Origin of the sequence: Halomonas sp. HAL1 (genome assembly GCF_030544485.1) — a bacterium.
Lineage (GTDB): Bacteria > Pseudomonadota > Gammaproteobacteria > Pseudomonadales > Halomonadaceae > Vreelandella > Vreelandella arctica.
Window position 1 is genome coordinate 4012100 of sequence record NZ_CP130610.1, and the last position, 16929, is coordinate 4029028.

The 16929-nt window shown below is 56.1% G+C and carries 17 protein-coding genes; 9 read left to right on the forward strand and 8 right to left on the reverse strand.

The annotated features are described in order from the left end of the window. Positions 1-5 precede the first annotated feature (5 nt). The 3 genes from Q3Y66_RS18605 to Q3Y66_RS18615 all read right to left on the reverse strand — a co-directional run bounded on the left by Q3Y66_RS18605 (position 6) and on the right by Q3Y66_RS18615 (position 2837). On the reverse strand, positions 6-827 hold the full coding sequence (locus Q3Y66_RS18605) for an IclR family transcriptional regulator C-terminal domain-containing protein (protein ID WP_008956120.1): 822 nt from the start codon (positions 825-827) through the stop codon (positions 6-8). A gap of 147 nt (positions 828-974) precedes the next feature. After that, positions 975-1796 carry an enoyl-CoA hydratase gene (locus Q3Y66_RS18610; RefSeq protein ID WP_008956119.1) on the reverse strand — a complete coding sequence of 274 codons (822 nt, stop codon included), beginning with the start codon at positions 1794-1796 and terminating at the stop codon, positions 975-977. A gap of 87 nt (positions 1797-1883) precedes the next feature. Next, positions 1884-2837 carry a rhodanese-related sulfurtransferase gene (locus tag Q3Y66_RS18615; protein ID WP_008956118.1) on the reverse strand — a complete coding sequence of 318 codons (954 nt, stop codon included), beginning with the start codon at positions 2835-2837 and terminating at the stop codon, positions 1884-1886. A gap of 186 nt (positions 2838-3023) precedes the next feature. On the opposite strand from Q3Y66_RS18615, the gene Q3Y66_RS18620 reads away from it, so the two are divergent. Further along, positions 3024-3713, forward strand: a complete 690-nt coding sequence (locus Q3Y66_RS18620; RefSeq protein ID WP_008956117.1) for a pirin family protein — start codon at positions 3024-3026, stop codon at positions 3711-3713. 87 nt (positions 3714-3800) lie between these two features. Here Q3Y66_RS18620 and serA read toward each other — a convergent pair whose 3' ends face one another. Beyond that, entirely contained in the window at positions 3801-5045 is a 1245-nt protein-coding gene (gene serA / locus Q3Y66_RS18625; protein WP_008956116.1) for a phosphoglycerate dehydrogenase, read from the reverse strand. Between the two features lie 250 nt (positions 5046-5295). Between serA and Q3Y66_RS18630 the strand changes: the two genes are divergently transcribed. From Q3Y66_RS18630 to Q3Y66_RS18650, 5 genes are all read left to right on the forward strand, one after another. After that, positions 5296-5586 carry an exodeoxyribonuclease VII small subunit gene (locus Q3Y66_RS18630; RefSeq protein ID WP_008956115.1) on the forward strand — a complete coding sequence of 97 codons (291 nt, stop codon included), beginning with the start codon at positions 5296-5298 and terminating at the stop codon, positions 5584-5586. Further along, positions 5580-6473, forward strand: a complete 894-nt coding sequence (locus Q3Y66_RS18635) for a farnesyl diphosphate synthase (protein WP_008956114.1) — start codon at positions 5580-5582, stop codon at positions 6471-6473. Before Q3Y66_RS18630 ends, Q3Y66_RS18635 begins: the two co-directional genes overlap by 7 nt. Positions 6474-6534: 61 nt before the next feature. Next, entirely contained in the window at positions 6535-8460 is a 1926-nt protein-coding gene (gene dxs, locus Q3Y66_RS18640; RefSeq protein WP_035586050.1) for a 1-deoxy-D-xylulose-5-phosphate synthase, read from the forward strand. A gap of 58 nt (positions 8461-8518) precedes the next feature. After that, positions 8519-9283, forward strand: coding sequence for a co-chaperone DjlA (gene djlA, locus Q3Y66_RS18645; protein WP_008956112.1), 765 nt, complete (start codon positions 8519-8521; stop codon positions 9281-9283). A gap of 83 nt (positions 9284-9366) precedes the next feature. Continuing rightward, positions 9367-9990: a glutathione S-transferase family protein gene (locus Q3Y66_RS18650; protein WP_008956111.1), complete on the forward strand. Its 624-nt coding sequence runs from the start codon at positions 9367-9369 to the stop codon at positions 9988-9990. On the opposite strand, the gene Q3Y66_RS18655 is transcribed toward Q3Y66_RS18650, so the two are convergent. The 4 genes from Q3Y66_RS18655 to ribA form a co-directional block, all read right to left on the reverse strand. Continuing rightward, positions 9987-10676 (reverse strand): hemolysin III family protein, encoded by a 690-nt coding sequence (locus Q3Y66_RS18655; RefSeq protein WP_238528421.1) that lies wholly within the window; start codon positions 10674-10676, stop codon positions 9987-9989. The genes Q3Y66_RS18650 and Q3Y66_RS18655 overlap by 4 nt on opposite strands. 199 nt (positions 10677-10875) lie before the next feature. After that, entirely contained in the window at positions 10876-11400 is a 525-nt protein-coding gene (locus Q3Y66_RS18660; protein WP_008956109.1) for a hypothetical protein, read from the reverse strand. Positions 11401-11422: 22 nt separating this feature from the next. After that, complete coding sequence (locus tag Q3Y66_RS18665; protein ID WP_303319513.1) at positions 11423-12592, reverse strand: zinc-dependent alcohol dehydrogenase; 1170 nt, start codon at positions 12590-12592, stop codon at positions 11423-11425. A 141-nt stretch (positions 12593-12733) separates the two neighbouring features. Beyond that, positions 12734-13369, reverse strand: a complete 636-nt coding sequence (ribA, locus tag Q3Y66_RS18670; RefSeq protein ID WP_008957523.1) for a GTP cyclohydrolase II — start codon at positions 13367-13369, stop codon at positions 12734-12736. A gap of 274 nt (positions 13370-13643) precedes the next feature. On the opposite strand from ribA, the gene hemE reads away from it, so the two are divergent. From hemE to Q3Y66_RS18685, 3 genes are all read left to right on the forward strand, one after another. Further along, a complete protein-coding gene (gene hemE, locus Q3Y66_RS18675) occupies positions 13644-14756 on the forward strand; it encodes a uroporphyrinogen decarboxylase (RefSeq protein ID WP_008957524.1) in 1113 nt (370 codons plus the stop codon). Continuing rightward, on the forward strand, positions 14756-15622 hold the full coding sequence (gene speE / locus Q3Y66_RS18680; protein WP_008957525.1) for a polyamine aminopropyltransferase: 867 nt from the start codon (positions 14756-14758) through the stop codon (positions 15620-15622). The genes hemE and speE overlap by 1 nt, the downstream gene beginning before the upstream one ends. A gap of 244 nt (positions 15623-15866) precedes the next feature. Then, positions 15867-16892 carry an amino acid ABC transporter substrate-binding protein gene (locus Q3Y66_RS18685; protein WP_008957526.1) on the forward strand — a complete coding sequence of 342 codons (1026 nt, stop codon included), beginning with the start codon at positions 15867-15869 and terminating at the stop codon, positions 16890-16892. Positions 16893-16929: the final 37 nt, after the last annotated feature.

Genomic DNA, 16929 nt, shown 5'->3' on the forward strand with positions numbered 1-16929 from the left:
TCTCGTTAACGTGGCACCTGGCCGCCCAACTGCTGGGTGATTTCATCGGCCGTTTGTCGAACCAGTGCACCCAGCGTTAGCAGCCGCGCTTCAGGGATGCGCGCCATGGGACCTGAAACGGAAATCGCCGCCAGCGGGGTACTGTGTTCGTCAAAGACGCAGGCGGCCACACAGTGCAGGCCGATCGCGTGCTCCTCACGGTCACAGGCAAAACCCTGAGCACGAATTTGCTGGGTTTCCTCTTGCAGGGTCTCGGGCTGATAAAGCGTATTAGCGGTCACTCTTGCCAGCTCGCGGCCATCCAGCAATTGAGCGCGCTCATCATTAGGCATCCACGCCAGCAACGCCTTGCCGACTCCGGAGGCATGCAGCGGTGCGCGGGAGCCAAGACGGGTGATCATGCGCATCATCTGGGGCGACTCATGCTGGGCGAGAAACACTGCCGTTTCCCCATCGCGGATACCCAGGTTGGCGGTTTCGCCGGTTTCGGCCGTTAGGCGGCGCAAAAATGGCCGGCTGGTGGCCACGACGTCGCGCGCTTCAAGAAAGCTATTGCCGATGCGGAAGGTTTTGACATCGATTCGCCACAGGCCCTGCTCGTTCTCCTGGGTGACAAACCCCTGGCTTTGCAGTGCTTGTAATAAGCGGTGGGTGGTCGATGGCGCTAATTCGGCCATTTCCGCCACTTCCGAAAGGGCGAGCCCAAGGGGGCTCGCCGCAAGATACTCCAGCAGCGTTAAGCCGCGTACCAGCGACTGGCTGTGCCCGCCGCTGGCTTTGGCGGTATTCGCCGGACGACCGACCGTCCTGCGCTTGGCTTCACTCACCTGGCTATCTCCTAAAAGGCGCTCCTACCTGAAAACGCCTTTGCTGACGGCGCCTTCCCTGAAAACATAAAGGGCGTCAGGATAACGTGCCAACACAGCCGTTGTCGCGTTTACGGAAACGAATTCCATTCATTCAATGGCGTTATCTTAGCGATGTCGCCATTGCGGTGGCCGTTTAGCCATAAACGCATCAATACCCTCTCCGACATCCTCGGCTAACATGTTGCAGGCCATGGTTTCGCCGGCAAAGGCATAGGCTTCATCAAGCGGCATGGCGAGCTGACGGGCAAACATGGCTTTTCCCGTTCGCACCGCCACGGCGCTTTTCGCGCAGATACTGGCGGTCAGTTCTTCCGTTGTCTCATCCAGCGCATCATCCTCTGCCACGCGGTTAATCAAGCCCCACTCGGCCGCCTGCTCGGCGCTAATAAACTCACCCGTCAGCAGCATTTCCATGGCGCGCTTGCGGGCAACGTTACGCGACAGCGCCACCGCAGGGGTGGAGCAAAACAGCCCAACGTTGATTCCGGAAACCGCAAAGCGAGCGCTGCGCGACGCCACCGCCAGATCACAGCTCGCGACTAATTGGCAGCCCGCGGCCGTGGCGATACCCTGGACTTTAGCAATGACCGGTACGGGGAGGCTCACAATGGCCTGCATCACTTCGCCACAGTGGGCAAAGAGCGTTTGGTAGTAGGCTTTATCGGGGTTAGCGCGCATTTGCTTAAGATCGTGGCCAGCACAGAAGGCTTTGCCTTCGGCGGCAAGCACCACACAGCGCACGCTGCTATCGTCGGCAATATCAGCTAATGCATCATGGAGGGCTTGCAACATAGCTTCCGAAAGCGCGTTAAAGCGCTCTGGCTCGTTCATCGTCAGCGTTGTGATGCCCTGCTGGTCAAGGCGTTGCAGGATGGTGGCAGGTGAAGATAGCTCTTCAGAAAAGGATCCGTCAGAGGTGATGGGCATGGTGAACTCCTGAATTTGAGTAACACAGTGCCCATCAGTCTAGCGCACAAGCTTTGCGTGCAATGCTTGTGCGCTAGACCATTTTTATCAGGATTTTTTCATTAAGCGGGTATCACGGCCTAACGGGTGCGGTTCGCCGCGCTGTTTGGCTAGATCAATTTGGCGCTGGCGCTCACGCGCAGCGTTGCGGGTTTTCTCCGGCAGCGAGTCGATGCAGTGGGGGCAGCTAATGCCCGGCTCATACGCAGATGACTGCATATCCTCGGCGGAGATCGGCATCCGGCAGGCGTGGCACTGCTCAAACTCACCTTTGCTCAAGTCGTGGCGAACCGTCACACGATTATCGAACACGAAGCACTCACCGCGCCAAAGCGACTGCTCTTCCGGGACTTTTTCCAGGTAGTTCAGCACGCCACCTTTTAGGTGATAGACCTCTTCAAAGCCCTCTTTGAGCATAAAGCTGGAGGCTTTTTCGCAGCGAATACCGCCGGTGCAGAACATCGCCACTTTCTTATGCTTTTCCGGGTCGTAGTGCTCGCGCACGTACTCGGGAAACTCGCGGAAAGTGGTGGTCTTAGGGTCTATCGCCCGCTCAAAGCTACCTATCGCCACTTCGTAATCATTGCGGGTATCGATCACCAGCACTTCCGGGTCGGCGATGATGTCATTCCAGTTTTCCGGCTCGACGTAGGTGCCAACGGTGTCGTTGGGGTCGATGTCCGGCACGCCGAGGGTAACAATCTCTTTTTTGAGTTTGACCTTGGTGCGGTAGAACGGCGTTTCGTCGCAATAGGACTCTTTATGATCAATATCGGCCAGACGCGGGTCGGCGGTCAGCCAGGTAAGCAGGCCGTCAATGCCTTCGCGACTGCCCGCCACCGTGCCGTTGATGCCCTCTTTCGCGAGCAGCAGGGTGCCTTTCACGCCGTTATCGAGCATGGTTTGGTGAAGCGGTTCGCGCAGCGCTTCGAAGTCGTTCAGGGTGACAAATTTATACAGCGCCGCGACCACAATGGGCGGCGTTTGGGTAGGTACTGACATGTGAAGCTCCAGGTAGTCATCCTCGTAAAGGACGGACCGGGTTTATTAAGACGCGCATATTCTAGCGCAACCTGGCGCTGAAAACGTCGATTTATTCGACAGAAACGTACTGAAAGCTTCACCCCACGCGGCGTCAACGAGGCGTATATTGTCTCTATTCCACATCACATAACTTCGGAGTACAGCATGATTATTCGTCGTTCAAACGAACGCGGCTACGCCGACCACAGCTGGCTACGCTCATTCCACACCTTTTCATTTGCCAACTACGTTGACCGCAACCATATGGGCTTTCGCGCACTGCGCGTGATCAATGAAGACCGCGTCGCGGGCGGCCACGGCTTTGGTGCCCATCCTCACCGGGATATGGAGATTATCTCCTACGTGCTGGAAGGTGAGATGGAGCATAAAGACAACATGGGCAATGGCGAGGTGATGCGCCCAGGCGATGTGCAGCGTATGTCCGCAGGTACCGGGGTGCTGCATAGCGAGTTCAATCACTCCAAGACAAACGAGCTGCACTTCCTGCAGATTTGGATTGAACCCAAGCAGCTCGGCATTAAACCCAGCTACGAGCAGAAAGCGTTTCCTACCGCCGAGCGCCAAGGCCAGTGGCGGTTAGTAGCTTCTGAAGAGGGCCGTGAAGGTTCCGTGAGCATTAATCAGGACATGAACCTGTACGCGGGCCTGTTTAACGCGGGCGAACAGCCAACCGCGCCGCCTTCGCGCCACGCTTGGCTGCATGTAGTGAACGGTGAAATGGAGGTGAACGGTGAAACGTTAAACGCAGGCGATGCCGCAGCGTTTACGCCAGAAGAGACGATTAGCCTCACCGGCAAAGAAGCAGGCGAAGTGCTGTTGTTTGATTTGGCTTGATCACCACGTCGACTAAACTGCACCAACCAAAACGGCGCCTCTTGCGAGGCGCCGTTTTTTTACAGCCAACTTACTTAACTAAAGGCTTTAGCTATTTTGTGACGAGTAGAGCGCACGAATTTTCAGCGTGTGATCGACCTCACGCAACGCTTCCAGCGCCTGGGGGCCGTAAGCTTTATCGACATCGATCACCACGTAACCAACTTTCTCGTTGGTCTGTAGGTACTGACCCGAGATATTGATGCCATTTTCAGACAGTACGCGGTTGATCTGCGACAGTACGCCCGGCACGTTGTCGTGAATGTGCAGTAAACGGTGCTTGTCTGGGTGAGCGGGCAGCGCCACTTCGGGGAAGTTGACGGAAGTCACGGTAGTACCGTTATCGGAGTAAGTGATCAGTTTTTCCGACACTTCGATACCGATGTTCTCCTGAGCCTCTAGGGTAGAACCACCGATATGCGGGGTCAGGATCACGTTTTCCAGGCCGCGTAACGGGCTCTCAAACTCTTCTTCGTTGCCTTTCGGCTCTACCGGGAAGACGTCAACCGCCGCACCGTTGAGGTTGCCCGCTTTAAGCGCTTCGGCAAGCGGTTCGATTTCAACGACGCTACCGCGGGAAGCGTTAATAAAGATCGCGCCGGGCTTCATGGCGGCAATCTCTTTGGCGCCGATCATCCAGCGGGTAGAGGCAAGATCAGGCACGTGCAGGCTGATGACATCGGCACGACCCAGCAGCTCTTCAAGGCTGCCTACTTGGCTGGCGTTACCCATCCCCAACTTAGTGATCACATCGTAGTAAATTACGTTGAAACCCAATGACTCCGCCAGCACGGAAAGCTGCGCACCGATGCTGCCGTAGCCCACGATACCTAACGTTTTACCGCGTGCTTCGTGGGAATTCTTGGCTGATTTCAACCAACCGCCCTGGTGGGCACGGGCGTTTTTCTCAGGAATACCGCGCAGCAGCATAATCGCTTCCGCCAACACCAGCTCGGCCACCGAACGGGTATTGGAGTACGGCGCATTGAACACCGCGATACCACGAGTAAGCGCAGCGGTTAAATCGACCTGATTGGTGCCGATACAGAAACAGCCAACGCCGACCAGCTTCTCTGCTGCCTCGAACACGCGCTCAGTCAGCTGTGTGCGGGAACGGATGCCGATGAAGTGAACGTCGCGAATCTTTTCGATCAGCGCTTCTTCATCAAGCGATGTGGGCAGATGCTCGATATTTTCATAACCGGCGTTGTGAAAATTGTCCACCGCACTTTGGTGGACGCCCTCGAGTAGCAGGATCTTGATCTTGCTCTTGTCCAGGGACGTTTTGGCCATGGCTGAATCAACCTCTATGGTCGGCGGCATGCGCCGTGTATCGGTTCACGGGAGGCGCATATCGTAGCACAGACAGCCCCATTCACGCCGGGTCAAGATGATGAAAAGTGTGCGTACTGACAATGAATGAACCGCAAGTCGTTACCATAAGCGTAGGCTGAAAGGCAGACGCCACCCCCAGGCGTCGGTGTATACTGTGGGCCTATTTCAGCTTATTTTAAAAAACATACCGGTTTGCAGGCACACCCCAATGAGCGACACGACATCACCTCCGCAGGATTTTGCCGCGACGGTTGAGCAACTCGAAACCATCGTTGAACGTCTTGAGTCAGGCGAGCTCTCATTGGAGGATGCGCTGACCGCGTTTGAACAGGGCGTGCGGCTAACCCGCGATGCCCAGCAGCGGCTGGATAGCGCCGAACTTAAAGTGCGTGCACTGAGTGAAGACAGCGAAGGCCGCTTGAATGTGGCGCCTTTTGCTGGCCCCGACGACCCCAAGGAAGCGGCCGACGAAGAGAGCAAGGAGACGCCCCCATGGTAGCCACCCAGCCGAGCCAGCTTGCCACCCTGCGCCACCGCAGCAATAGCCGCGTAGACGCCACCCTGGCGGCTCTGTTTGATAGCCGCCCGGCGGTAGCGCCACGGCTTGAGGCGGCCATGCGCCACGGCTTGCTAGCGGGAGGCAAGCGCCTGCGCCCACTGCTGGTGTACATGGCCGGTTATGCACTTGGGGCAGACGACGAGGCGCTGGATGCTCCCGCCGCGGCGATCGAGTTAATCCATGCCTACTCGCTGATCCACGATGATTTACCCGCGATGGATGACGACGACCTGCGCCGCGGCCAGCCCACCGTGCATAAAGCCTTTGATGAAGCGAGCGCGATTCTGGCTGGCGATGCCTTGCAGGCGCTAGCCTTTGAAGTGCTGGCCGGTACCGCTCATCCTCGGCTGGGCAGTTTAGTCCATACGCTTGCCTCAGCCGCTGGCCGCGACGGCATGGTGGCAGGGCAGGCACTGGATTTAGACGCCGTTGGTGGTCACCCGGATGTCGATGCTCTTGCCCACATGCACGCCCATAAAACCGGCGCGCTGATTGTTGCCGCTGTGCGCCTCGGCGGCTTAGTAGCCGTTGCCGACGATGACCCCCGTTTAACCGCGCTTATTCGCTACGCCCGCGCCATTGGTCTAGCCTTTCAGATTCACGATGACATTCTGGATGTAACCGGCGACACCTTGACCCTAGGCAAAACGTCAGGCGCCGATGCCGCCCGAGCCAAGCCCACCTACCCCAGTCTGCTGGGATTAGAGGGCGCTCAACGTAAAGCGCACAGCCTGATTGACGAGGCTATTGCCGCGCTCGCCCCTCTGGGCGAACGTGCTGCACCGCTGGCCGACTTAGCCCACTATATGATTGAGCGTGACTACTAAACGATGTCCTTGAATACGATGTTCTTGAATACAATACCCATGAAAACATGCCTATGAAAACATGCCCATGAAGCTGTTCGACGAGATTCCCCGTGAGCGGCCCGCAACGCCGCTGCTCGACTCCTTTGATCACCCCACTGCCCTGCGGGCCATGAATGACCAACAGCTCGCCCAACTGGCTGATGAGCTGCGTGCTTACCTGTTATATAGCGTGGGCGTGTCGGGTGGTCACTTTGGCGCCGGGCTCGGCGTGGTCGAGTTAAGCGTTGCCTTACACCACGCCTTCCATACGCCCGATGATCGCTTAGTCTGGGATGTTGGTCACCAGGCTTATCCGCATAAAATACTTACTGGCCGTCGTGAGACGATGTTGAGTATTCGTCAGCACGGCGGTTTGGCGGCGTTTCCGCGCCGCGCCGAGTCCGAGTACGACACCTTTGGCGTTGGCCACTCCAGCACGTCGATTTCGGCGGCGTTGGGTATGGCGCTGGCGGCCAAGGCACAGGGAAAGAAGCGGCGCGTGTGTGCAATCATTGGCGACGGCGCGCTAACCGCCGGCATGGCCTTTGAAGCCCTGGCCCACGCAGGCCACGTAGACGCCAACCTGCTGGTGGTGCTTAACGACAACGAAATGTCGATTTCCGAAAACGTCGGCGGCATGGCGACCTATCTTGCCCGCGTGCTCTCCAGCAAGCCCTATCTCAAAATACGCGAAGAGGGCAAAAAAGTGCTTTCTCACCTGCCCGGCGCGCTTGAGCTTGCCCGGCGCACCGAAGAGCATATGAAAGGCATGGTCAGCCCCGCCACGCTGTTTGAAGAGATGGGTTTTAACTACGTTGGCCCCATTGATGGCCACGACCTCAACGCGCTAACCGATACGCTGGAAAACCTGCGCGACCTCGACGGCCCGCAGTTCCTGCATATCAAAACGGTAAAAGGTAAAGGCTTCTTGCCTGCAGAGGCCGACCAGATTGGCTATCACGCCATTACCAAGCTGGAAAAGCCCAGCGCTGCTGCCAGTAACGGCGCCGCCAAAAAACCCATTATTAAACAAGCCGCAGCCAAGAAAAAATACTGCAATGTGTTCGGTGATTGGCTCTGTGATATGGCTGCGGCTGATTCGCGCTTGATGGGCATTACCCCCGCGATGCGCGAGGGCTCCGACCTGATTCGCTTCTCTAAAGAGTACCCGCAACGCTATTTCGATGTCGCGATTGCCGAGCAGCACGCCGTCACGCTCGCAGCAGGTATGGCCTGCGAAGGCATGAAACCAGTGGTGGCGATTTACTCTACCTTTCTACAACGCGGCTACGATCAGTTAATTCATGATGTGGCGGTGCAGAACCTGGATGTCACCTTTGCCATTGACCGTGCAGGCTTAGTGGGCGAAGACGGCCCCACGCACCACGGCAGCATGGATCTCTCGTTCCTGCGCTGTGTGCCCGGCATGGTGATTCTGGCCCCGGCGGATGAAGCCGAATGCCGCGCCATGCTCAGTGCGGCTTACCATCATCCTGGCCCCGCTGCGGTGCGCTACCCACGCGGCACCGGCCCCGGCGTGGAGATTCCCGCCCACCTTGAGCCACTAACGATTGGCAAAGCCGAGGTACGCCGAAACACCTCAAGCGACGGTGTTCGCATTGCGCTGTTGGCGTTTGGCAGCATGAATAGCGCTGCCGCTGAAGTCGCCGAACGGCTCAATGCCACCCATATCAACATGCGCAGCATTAAGCCACTTGATCGAGATGCGGTGCTACACGCCGCCGACGAGCATGAACTGCTGGTAACACTGGAAGAGAACGTCATTGCGGGTGGCGCAGGCAGCGCTGTCAATGAATTGCTCCACGCCGAAGGCGTTCAGGTGGAAGTGCTCAATCTCGGCCTGCCGGATGCCTTTGTCGAGCACGGCACGCCCGCGCAACTGCTTGCCGATTGCCAGTTGGATATTGAAGGCATTGAGCGCGCTATTCGTGTCCGGCTGCCCTAAAACTTATTGCTACTCGGTTGCCATAAGGCATTACCTTTAAACTACTTTTGAGATTTTTATGCTACTGCTTATTGTTATTTTCGGCCTGATCGGCCTTGCGTTCGGTGGCCCGGTGGGGCTACTGATTGGTGGCGGCTTGGGCTGGTGGTTGGGCCGACGCATCAGTCGTCGTTTGAATATCGCCCGAATGCGTATTCAGGAAGGTTTTCTTGAATCGATCTTCTCGGTTATGGGCTGCCTGTGCCAAGCCGACGGTAAAGTAACCGATGGCGAGCTGGATGTAGCCGAGAAACTGTTTGATCAGATGCATCTGCAGGGTGAGCAGCGCGCCAAGGCCCGCGCCGCCTTTGAGCGTGGCCGCGCCGATGACTTCAACTTAGACGCCGAATTGGCCAACGTTAACCGCCTCACCCAGCGTCAGCCGGTGTTGCGCCAAGTGTTTATCCAAGTCCAGCTTTCGGCCATCGCCGCGGACGGTGTGCTCCACCCCGCTGAACACGAGATGATTTTGCGCGTTGCCCGTGGCGTAGGCTGCAGCGATGCTGAAGTACAGCAGATTGAGGCAATGCTCCACGGCGCTGCCGCTAACTCCCAAGGCGCCAGCGAAGAAGCTCTAAAAGATGCCTATCGCGTACTGGGGGTTTCTGACGATGCCAGCGATGCCGAGATCAAGAAAGCTTATCGCCGCCTAATGAGCCAAAACCACCCGGATAAACTGGCCGGTAAAGGCCTGCCCGAAAGCATGCGCGACATCGCCCAAGCGCGTACCAGCGAAATCGGCAATGCCTACGAGCGAATCCGTACGGCGAGGGGCAGCGCTTAAAGGCGATCTTAAAACACGATAATCGACAGGTTCGCTAACGCCCGCTAGATTGAAGGATCGATTATTGTCGCCAGGAGTTCGCCATGATCACGCTATACAGCTTCCCCCAGTCCCGCTCGCTAAGAGCGGCATGGACACTCGAAGAGCTAGGCCTTGAGTACCAGTGCCAGCACGTGGCCTTGGATAAAGGCGAGGGCCAAACGGCCGAGCATTTGGCACGTCACCCGGACGGCAAGGTACCGGTCATTGAAGATGGCGATGTACACCTGTTTGAGTCGGCGCCTATTTGCCGCTATCTGGCCGAGACCTATGGCGATGGCACGCTGCTGCCCAGCGACCCCGCGGCCCGCGCCCAAGTTGATCAATGGCTCAGTTTTATCGTGACGGAAATTGAGCAGCCGCTGTGGAATCAGGCCAAGCATAAGTTTGCCTTGCCCGCTGATAAACGCGTTCCTGCTATTTTGCCGGTTTGTGCCTGGGAATTTCAGCGTGCGCTCAGCGCTCTGGAACGGCGTTATAACGGCCAGGAAAACTTAGTGGGCAATACGTTTACGCTCGCGGATCTTTTCCTGACCCACACCCTTTCCTGGGCGGTCAGCATGAAGCACCGCCTGCCCGAGCCGCTACTAGCTTACCGCGAGCGGCATATCAAGCGCCCCGCCATGGCTAAAGCCGTCGCGCGTGAGAAAGCCGCCGCTGAGGGTTAAGCAGGCGTACCGTGGGGAAGAACCGCGCTATAGATAGCAAAGTAGTGGCAGACACTTCCCGCTATTACAAACAGATGCCAAATAGCGTGGTTATAGGGGATCGCACGCACGGCGTAGAAGATAACGCCCAACGTGTAGGTGATTCCTCCCGCGGCCAGCAGAGTAATACCGGTTGACGATAAATTAGCCGCCATTTCCTCTGCTGCGAGTAAAATCATCCAGCCCATCAGTAAATAAATTATGACGCGCAATACTGCAAAGCGATGCGGCCAACATAGTTTGCAGGCAATGCCCGCTAACGCCAGCGACCATACGGCAGTAAATAGCATCCACCCAGTGGGGCCGCGCATGTTCACCAATAAAAAAGGCGTGTAAGTACCCGCGATCAGGAGATAAATTGCGCAGTGGTCAAGCAGTTGAAAACGCAGCTTCCAACGCCGATGCGGAATGCCGTGATAAAGGGTCGAAGCGGTATACAGCAGTACCAGCGTAGTGCCGTACAGGCTAAGGCTAACCACCTTCCATGGGTCCACGTGCGCCGCTAGGCTCGCCACTACGAGCAAGACCACCATACCTACCAAGCTAAGCGCAGCACCAATCCCGTGGGTAATGCTGTGCAGCCACTCTTCAATAACGCTGAATTCGCCCAGCGGGTCGTCGATATCGGTATTTTTCAAACGTGGCACCTCTAAACGCCCTTATTAACTTATAGCTCAGCCATGTAAAAAATAGCGAGTAGCTGACTATAAAGAGAGTGCTAGCGGCCATTTGTTCCTTCTTTTAAGCAAATCGAAACAAAGCAACTAAAACCGAGCCCGAAAACTAAAGCCGGGCTCGGTATTGATTGGAGAAGAAATCCTGCCAATGCACGCGATGGGAATCTTTTTAAAGCGTTGGCGAGGGTAAAGCATCCTTCATATCGGCAGGCACTTGAAAACCTAGCGCAGCACCGCGCGCACTTGCTAACCCTTGGGGGAAGCCGCTTCGGTAGCGGTAATCAGGAGTAGCGCCCCCTTGATAGGCATGGCGCTGGCTCAACGCCTTGGCACAGGCATAATCAATGGCAGTGAGAATACCCACCGCGGTTAACGCCAGGTAAACGTTCTGCTTCTTGGGATTATGCTCATCCTTCAGCGCAAAGGAGAGGGCCGCAAGATCTAACACATCGCCGCCAACCCGGCTCCATATAGCTGGTGTAGGATTATCTGAAAGCGCGCCGATACCACTCATTACGCCTCTTGCCCCGCAGGCGCGCAGGCTGTTTTCGCTGCCTTGCATACCGAGTTCACGGGTAATCCTGTCTGGCGCTAGCAGTTGATAAAGCCCGACACCCAGGCTTAGCCAACCGAGCCCTCGCGCCAGCTTATCCGCTGAGCTTTGCGACTGGGCCATGTCTGTGTGCTTATGCATACCTACCTCCATGTCGGTGTATTCAAGGCTGGAGAATTACCTTGACGCAACCATCCTGTTTATCGCGGAAGGTCTTATACATTTCGGGCCCTTGCTCTAGGCCAACGGAGTGAGTAATAACAAATGAGGGGTCAATCTGGCCCTCTTCAATACGCCGCAGCAGATCATCGGTCCAGCGATTCACATGTGTCTGGCCGGTACGCACCGTCAGCCCTTTATTCATTAACGCACCAATGGGGAGTTTATCCACCAAGCCCCCATAGACGCCGGGAATGGAAAGCACTCCCGCAGGGCGACAGACATAGATCATTTCGCGTAATACGTGGGCTCGGTCGGATTCCAACAACATGGCTTGTTTAACGCGATCGTACATGGAGTCCAGTGAACGGGTAGCGTGTGCCTCCAGGCCCACCGCATCAATACACTTTTCTGGCCCCTTACCGTTGGTCAGGTCTTGCAGGCGACTCAGCACGCTCTCTTTATCAAAATTAATGGTGATAGCGCCGCCCGCTTCTGCCATGGCGAGCCGCTCGGGGACATTATCGATCACCACCACTTGCTTTGCGCCCAGCAGCACAGCGCTGCGAACACAAAACTGGCCTACCGGCCCAGCGCCCCAAACAACCACCGTATCGGTAGGCTGAATGTCACACTGCACCGCCGCCTGCCAACCGGTGGGGAAAATGTCGCCTAGGAAGAGTACTTGTTCGTCAGTGAGGGTACTGGGCACTTTAATATGGGTGGTATCAGCAAATGGTACCCGGACAAATTCAGCTTGGCCGCCTGCGTACCCGCCAGTGAGATGGGAATAGCCAAATAATCCCGCACCACCATGCCCAAACGCCTTATCGGCCAATGCTTTATTGCGATTAGAGCGCTCACAGACTGAATAATTGCCACGCTGGCACTGCTCGCATTCACCACAAAAGATAGTGAAGGGAATTACGACACGATCACCTACCTTTAAATTCTTTACTTCACTGCCTACCTCCATCACTTCGCCCATAAACTCATGGCCAAGCACGTCTCCCGACTCCATAGCCGGTATGAAGTGATCGTAAAGGTGGAGATCAGAGCCGCAAATAGCACAGCTACTTACATTAACGATAGCGTCGCGTGGGTGCTCAATTTCTGGATCCGGTACCGTGTCATAGCGAACGTCGTTTTTACCATGCCAGCAAAGTGCTTTCATCGTCGCTTCTCCTTAACCTTTATACCCCTGGGTTAGCATCCTGCTATGTATCAACATAGCTCAGTTGCCGGGCAAAAAAGCTTAAAAAAAAGCAAGTTTCCGAGTCCGATTAAGCATCACGCGTTGCTAGTTTGTTGTTAGTTACCCTTTACGCTCAATATCCACATCGCTGGCCTGGGTAAAGTCATCCAGGGCCATCATATGGCCGAGCTTGCCCGCTTTAGTGGCAAGGTACTGCTCGTTATGGGGGTTCAGGCCGGTGGTGATCGGTAAGCGCTCCACCACGTTCACTCCGTCGCGGGTGAGGGCATCCACTTTGCGCGGGTTATTGGTCATCAACCTTAGTGAGGTGATACCTAAATGGTTGAGCATCGGCACGCACAGGTCGTAGCGGCGCATATCAGCACCAAAGCCGAGCTGCTCGTTCGCTTCGACAGTATCTGCCCCTTGATCCTGTAAGTGATAAGCGCGAATTTTGTTTAACAGGCCTATGCCACGGCCCTCTTGGCGCAGATAAAACAGCACGCCCCGCCCTTCTTCCGCGATACGTTTGAGCGCTTCCTGCAGCTGGTAGCCGCAGTCGCAGCGCATGGAAAAGAGCGCATCGCCGGTCAAACATTCAGAATGTACCCGCCCCAGTACCGGTACGTCGCCAGTCACATCACCCAGCGTTAAGGCGATATGATCCTTGCCAGTGGCCTCATCTTCGAAGCCATGCATCGTAAAGGTTGCCCAGGGGGTGGGCAGTTGGGAAGCGGCAATAAAGCGAATGGTCACAGGTTACCTCGCTGATTGACCAAACCAGTTAACCACACCAGTGTTGGCAAAATGGGCAAGTATTCTAACAGGAAGCGGCGCCCGCCTCACGATGGCAACGCAGCTAAAGTTGGCTAATTAGAGGAGAAAAATTGATCGGGTGCGACGATTTTTGCCACCGGTTACGCCGCCCTAGCGCCTATCTTCAAGTACAATTGCTCACATACGATTTCAAATACGACCCCAAGCACTGCTTCAAGTACGATGCGGGCAAATTTCTTAAGAGCAAGTATTTATGACCACCACACCGTTACAAAATGACCGTTTCCTTCGCGCATTAGCGCGCCAGCCCGTTGACCGCACACCTGTATGGATGATGCGCCAAGCGGGCCGCTACCTGCCGGAATACCGCGCCAGCCGTGCTGATGCGGGCAGCTTTATGGATCTGTGCCGTAATCATGACCTGGCCTGCGAAGTCACTATGCAGCCTTTAGAGCGCTATCCGCTGGACGCCGCCATTCTGTTTTCGGACATTTTAACCATTCCGGATGCGATGGGCCTGGGGCTCTATTTTGAAACCGGCGAAGGTCCTAAATTTCGCAAAACCGTGCGCACCCAGGAAGAAGTCGCTGCACTGAGCGTGCCCGATGCCGAGCGCGACTTGGATTACGTGATGCGTGCGGTGTCGACCATTCGTCGCGAGTTGAACGGCCGCATGCCGCTGATCGGCTTCTCCGGCAGCCCCTGGACGCTGGCGACCTATATGGTTGAAGGTGGCTCAAGCAAAGACTTCCGTCACCTGAAAACCATGCTTTACGATACGCCAGATACCATGCACCAGCTGCTGGATACGCTGGCGCATGCGGTAACCGACTACCTGAATGCCCAGATTCGTGCTGGCGCCCAGGCGGTGCAGATTTTTGATACCTGGGGCGGCGCGCTATCCACGCCTGCGTACCTGGAGTTTTCGCTGCGCTATATGGAGCAGATCGTTTCAGGATTGATCCGCGAACACGACGGTCGCCGCGTGCCGGTGATTCTGTTCACCAAAAACGGCGGGCAGTGGCTTGAGCATATCGCCTGCGCCGGTGCCGATGCCCTGGGGATCGACTGGTCTACTGAGCTTTCCGATGCCCGCGCCCGCGTTGGCCATAAGGTCGCACTGCAGGGCAACCTGGACCCTAACGTACTGTTTGCCCGCCCCTCGGCTATCCGCGCTGAAGTGGCCCGTGTGCTCGAAAGCTACGGCCACGGCCCTGGCCACGTCTTTAACCTGGGCCACGGTATCAGCCAGTTTACTAACCCGGATAACGTCACCGCCTTCATGGAGGCGCTGCACGAACTTAGCCCGCAATACCATCGGGATATCCCCACCCAATCCAACACACCGCATTCAGGAGCCAATTGATGAGCGAATTACGCGACGACCAGTGGTTTACCGAAGTCTTTGATAGCCACGGCAGCGCCTTCTCGCTGAAGATCTCTGAAAAGCTGCTGGATGTGCAGAGCCAATACCAGCACCTAGAGGTCTACGCCACCGAGACTTACGGCAACCTCATGGTGCTGGATGGCTGTGTGATGCTGACCGATCGCGATAACTTCCTCTATCACGAGATGATCGCGCATCCGGCCCTGTTTACCCACCAAGACCCTAAACGGGTGGTGATTATCGGCGGTGGCGACTGCGGCACGTTAAAAGAGGTACTGCGCCATTCAGGCGTTGAGAAAGTTACCCAGATTGATATCGATGAAGAAGTAACGAAAGCCTCTGAGCGCTTCTTCCCATCGTTAGTAGCATCAAATAATGATCCTCGCGCCGAGCTGTTGTTCGCTGATGGCGTGAAGTGGGTAGACGATGCACCTGATGAGAGCATCGATGTATTGATTATCGACTCAACCGACCCGGTCGGCCCTGCGGAAGGGCTGTTTAAAACCGACTTTCTCAAGCGCTGCCACCGTATTTTGAAAAGCGGCGGCGTGATGGTGCAACAGAGCGAGTCACCGCTTTACCACACGGGTTCGATCATTCGTGAGCTACGCCACGATATGCTTGAAGCGGGTTTTAACAGCGTCGCCACGCTGCCCTTCCCGCAGCCGGTGTACCCATCAGGCTGGTGGAGCGTAACACTGGCGGGTAAAGCCATTGATGTGAATGCGTTCCGCGAGCAGGCAGCCGCCAGCCACGAGCTGCCGCTTGAGTACTACAGCGTTGATGCCCATCGCGGCGCGCTCGCCCTTCCTCCGTTTATGCGCAAGGCATTCGCGGCCGAATAACCCCCCCGTTCATCGCGTACTTTCTGTCACCGCTCACCTCAGCTTGCCCTATAAAGGTGCAAAGCGAGGTGGGTGGTAACATTTTTTGCACCTAGACGTTCGTCTCGAATCCATTAAATAGCGTTGAAAAGCGCTGAATTCACGCCTGTACCCTTGTTGGCATCTTCCTTGCTAGGTTTAGTGACATGCTACGGCATGCATAACTATTTTAATGATGGTTTTTAATCACTTCGAGGGAAACTAAATGTTCAATAAAAAACACCTAGCGCTTCTGGCGTCCGCTGGTTCACTGAGCCTAGCGGGAATGGCGACTGCTCAAGCCGACACCTTAGAAGATACTATTGAGCGTGGCGCCGTTCAGTGTGGTGTGAGCGATGGTTTGCCGGGCTTCTCCGCCCCGGATGACGACGGTAATTGGCAAGGTCTGGACGTTGATGTATGCCGTGCAGTCGCCGCAGCGGTTCTCGGCGATTCAGAAGCCGTTAACTACATTTCTCTAAATGCCGTTGAGCGCTTCACCGCCCTGCAGTCTGGTGAAGTCGATGTACTGTCACGTAACACCACCTGGACCACCACGCGCGACACGACTCTGGGCCTAAACTTCACCGGCGTTACTTTCTATGATGGCCAGGGCTTCATGGTTTCACGCGATCTGGGTATTACCAGTGCCGATGAGCTAAACGGCGCCTCTATCTGCATCCAGTCGGGTACGACTACCGAGCTGAACCTGGCGGACTACTTCCGTGCTAACGACATGGAATTCAACCCCATCGTATTTGATACCTCTGAGCAAACCGTGGGTGGCTATCAAGCCGGCCGCTGTGACGTTCTGACCTCTGATACTTCTCAGCTTGCAGCGCTGCGTATCCAGCTAGACGATCCTTCTGCCTCGATGATCCTGTCTGACGTCATCTCCAAAGAGCCGCTAGGTCCTGTGGTTCGTCAGGGTGACGATCTTTGGTTCAACATCGTGAAATGGTCACTGTTTGCGATGATCAATGCTGAAGAGTACGGCGTCACCAGTGAAAACGCTGAAGAGATGCTTAACTCTGAAGATCCCAACATCGCTCGTTTGCTGGGCCAAGACGGCAACTACGGTGAAGGCATGAACCTTGAAGCTGACTGGGCTTACAACATCATCAGCCAAGTGGGTAACTACGCTGAAAGCTTTGACCGCAACGTGGGCATGGGCTCTCCGCTTGAAATCGAGCGTGGTGTTAACGCTCTGTGGACAGACGGCGGCTTCCAGTACGCTCCCCCGATTCGCTAAGCGTCTCGCTTGACCCCGGCCCGCCGCTCTCTTTGCA

What these genes read in the sequence shown, in the direction of transcription:
- Q3Y66_RS18685 (WP_008957526.1), top strand. Translation starts at nt 15,867, where the DNA reads ATGTTCAATAAAAAACACCTAGCGCTTCTGGCGTCCGCTGGTTCACTG.
- Q3Y66_RS18610 (WP_008956119.1), bottom strand. Translation starts at nt 1,796, where the DNA reads ATGCCCATCACCTCTGACGGATCCTTTTCTGAAGAGCTATCTTCACCT.
- Q3Y66_RS18615 (WP_008956118.1), bottom strand. Translation starts at nt 2,837, where the DNA reads ATGTCAGTACCTACCCAAACGCCGCCCATTGTGGTCGCGGCGCTGTAT.
- Q3Y66_RS18665 (WP_303319513.1), bottom strand. Translation starts at nt 12,592, where the DNA reads ATGAAAGCACTTTGCTGGCATGGTAAAAACGACGTTCGCTATGACACG.
- serA (WP_008956116.1), bottom strand. Translation starts at nt 5,045, where the DNA reads ATGGCCAAAACGTCCCTGGACAAGAGCAAGATCAAGATCCTGCTACTC.
- hemE (WP_008957524.1), top strand. Translation starts at nt 13,644, where the DNA reads ATGACCACCACACCGTTACAAAATGACCGTTTCCTTCGCGCATTAGCG.
- Q3Y66_RS18660 (WP_008956109.1), bottom strand. Translation starts at nt 11,400, where the DNA reads ATGCATAAGCACACAGACATGGCCCAGTCGCAAAGCTCAGCGGATAAG.
- speE (WP_008957525.1), top strand. Translation starts at nt 14,756, where the DNA reads ATGAGCGAATTACGCGACGACCAGTGGTTTACCGAAGTCTTTGATAGC.
- Q3Y66_RS18635 (WP_008956114.1), top strand. Translation starts at nt 5,580, where the DNA reads ATGGTAGCCACCCAGCCGAGCCAGCTTGCCACCCTGCGCCACCGCAGC.
- Q3Y66_RS18650 (WP_008956111.1), top strand. Translation starts at nt 9,367, where the DNA reads ATGATCACGCTATACAGCTTCCCCCAGTCCCGCTCGCTAAGAGCGGCA.
- dxs (WP_035586050.1), top strand. Translation starts at nt 6,535, where the DNA reads ATGCCCATGAAGCTGTTCGACGAGATTCCCCGTGAGCGGCCCGCAACG.
- djlA (WP_008956112.1), top strand. Translation starts at nt 8,519, where the DNA reads ATGCTACTGCTTATTGTTATTTTCGGCCTGATCGGCCTTGCGTTCGGT.
- Q3Y66_RS18620 (WP_008956117.1), top strand. Translation starts at nt 3,024, where the DNA reads ATGATTATTCGTCGTTCAAACGAACGCGGCTACGCCGACCACAGCTGG.
- Q3Y66_RS18630 (WP_008956115.1), top strand. Translation starts at nt 5,296, where the DNA reads ATGAGCGACACGACATCACCTCCGCAGGATTTTGCCGCGACGGTTGAG.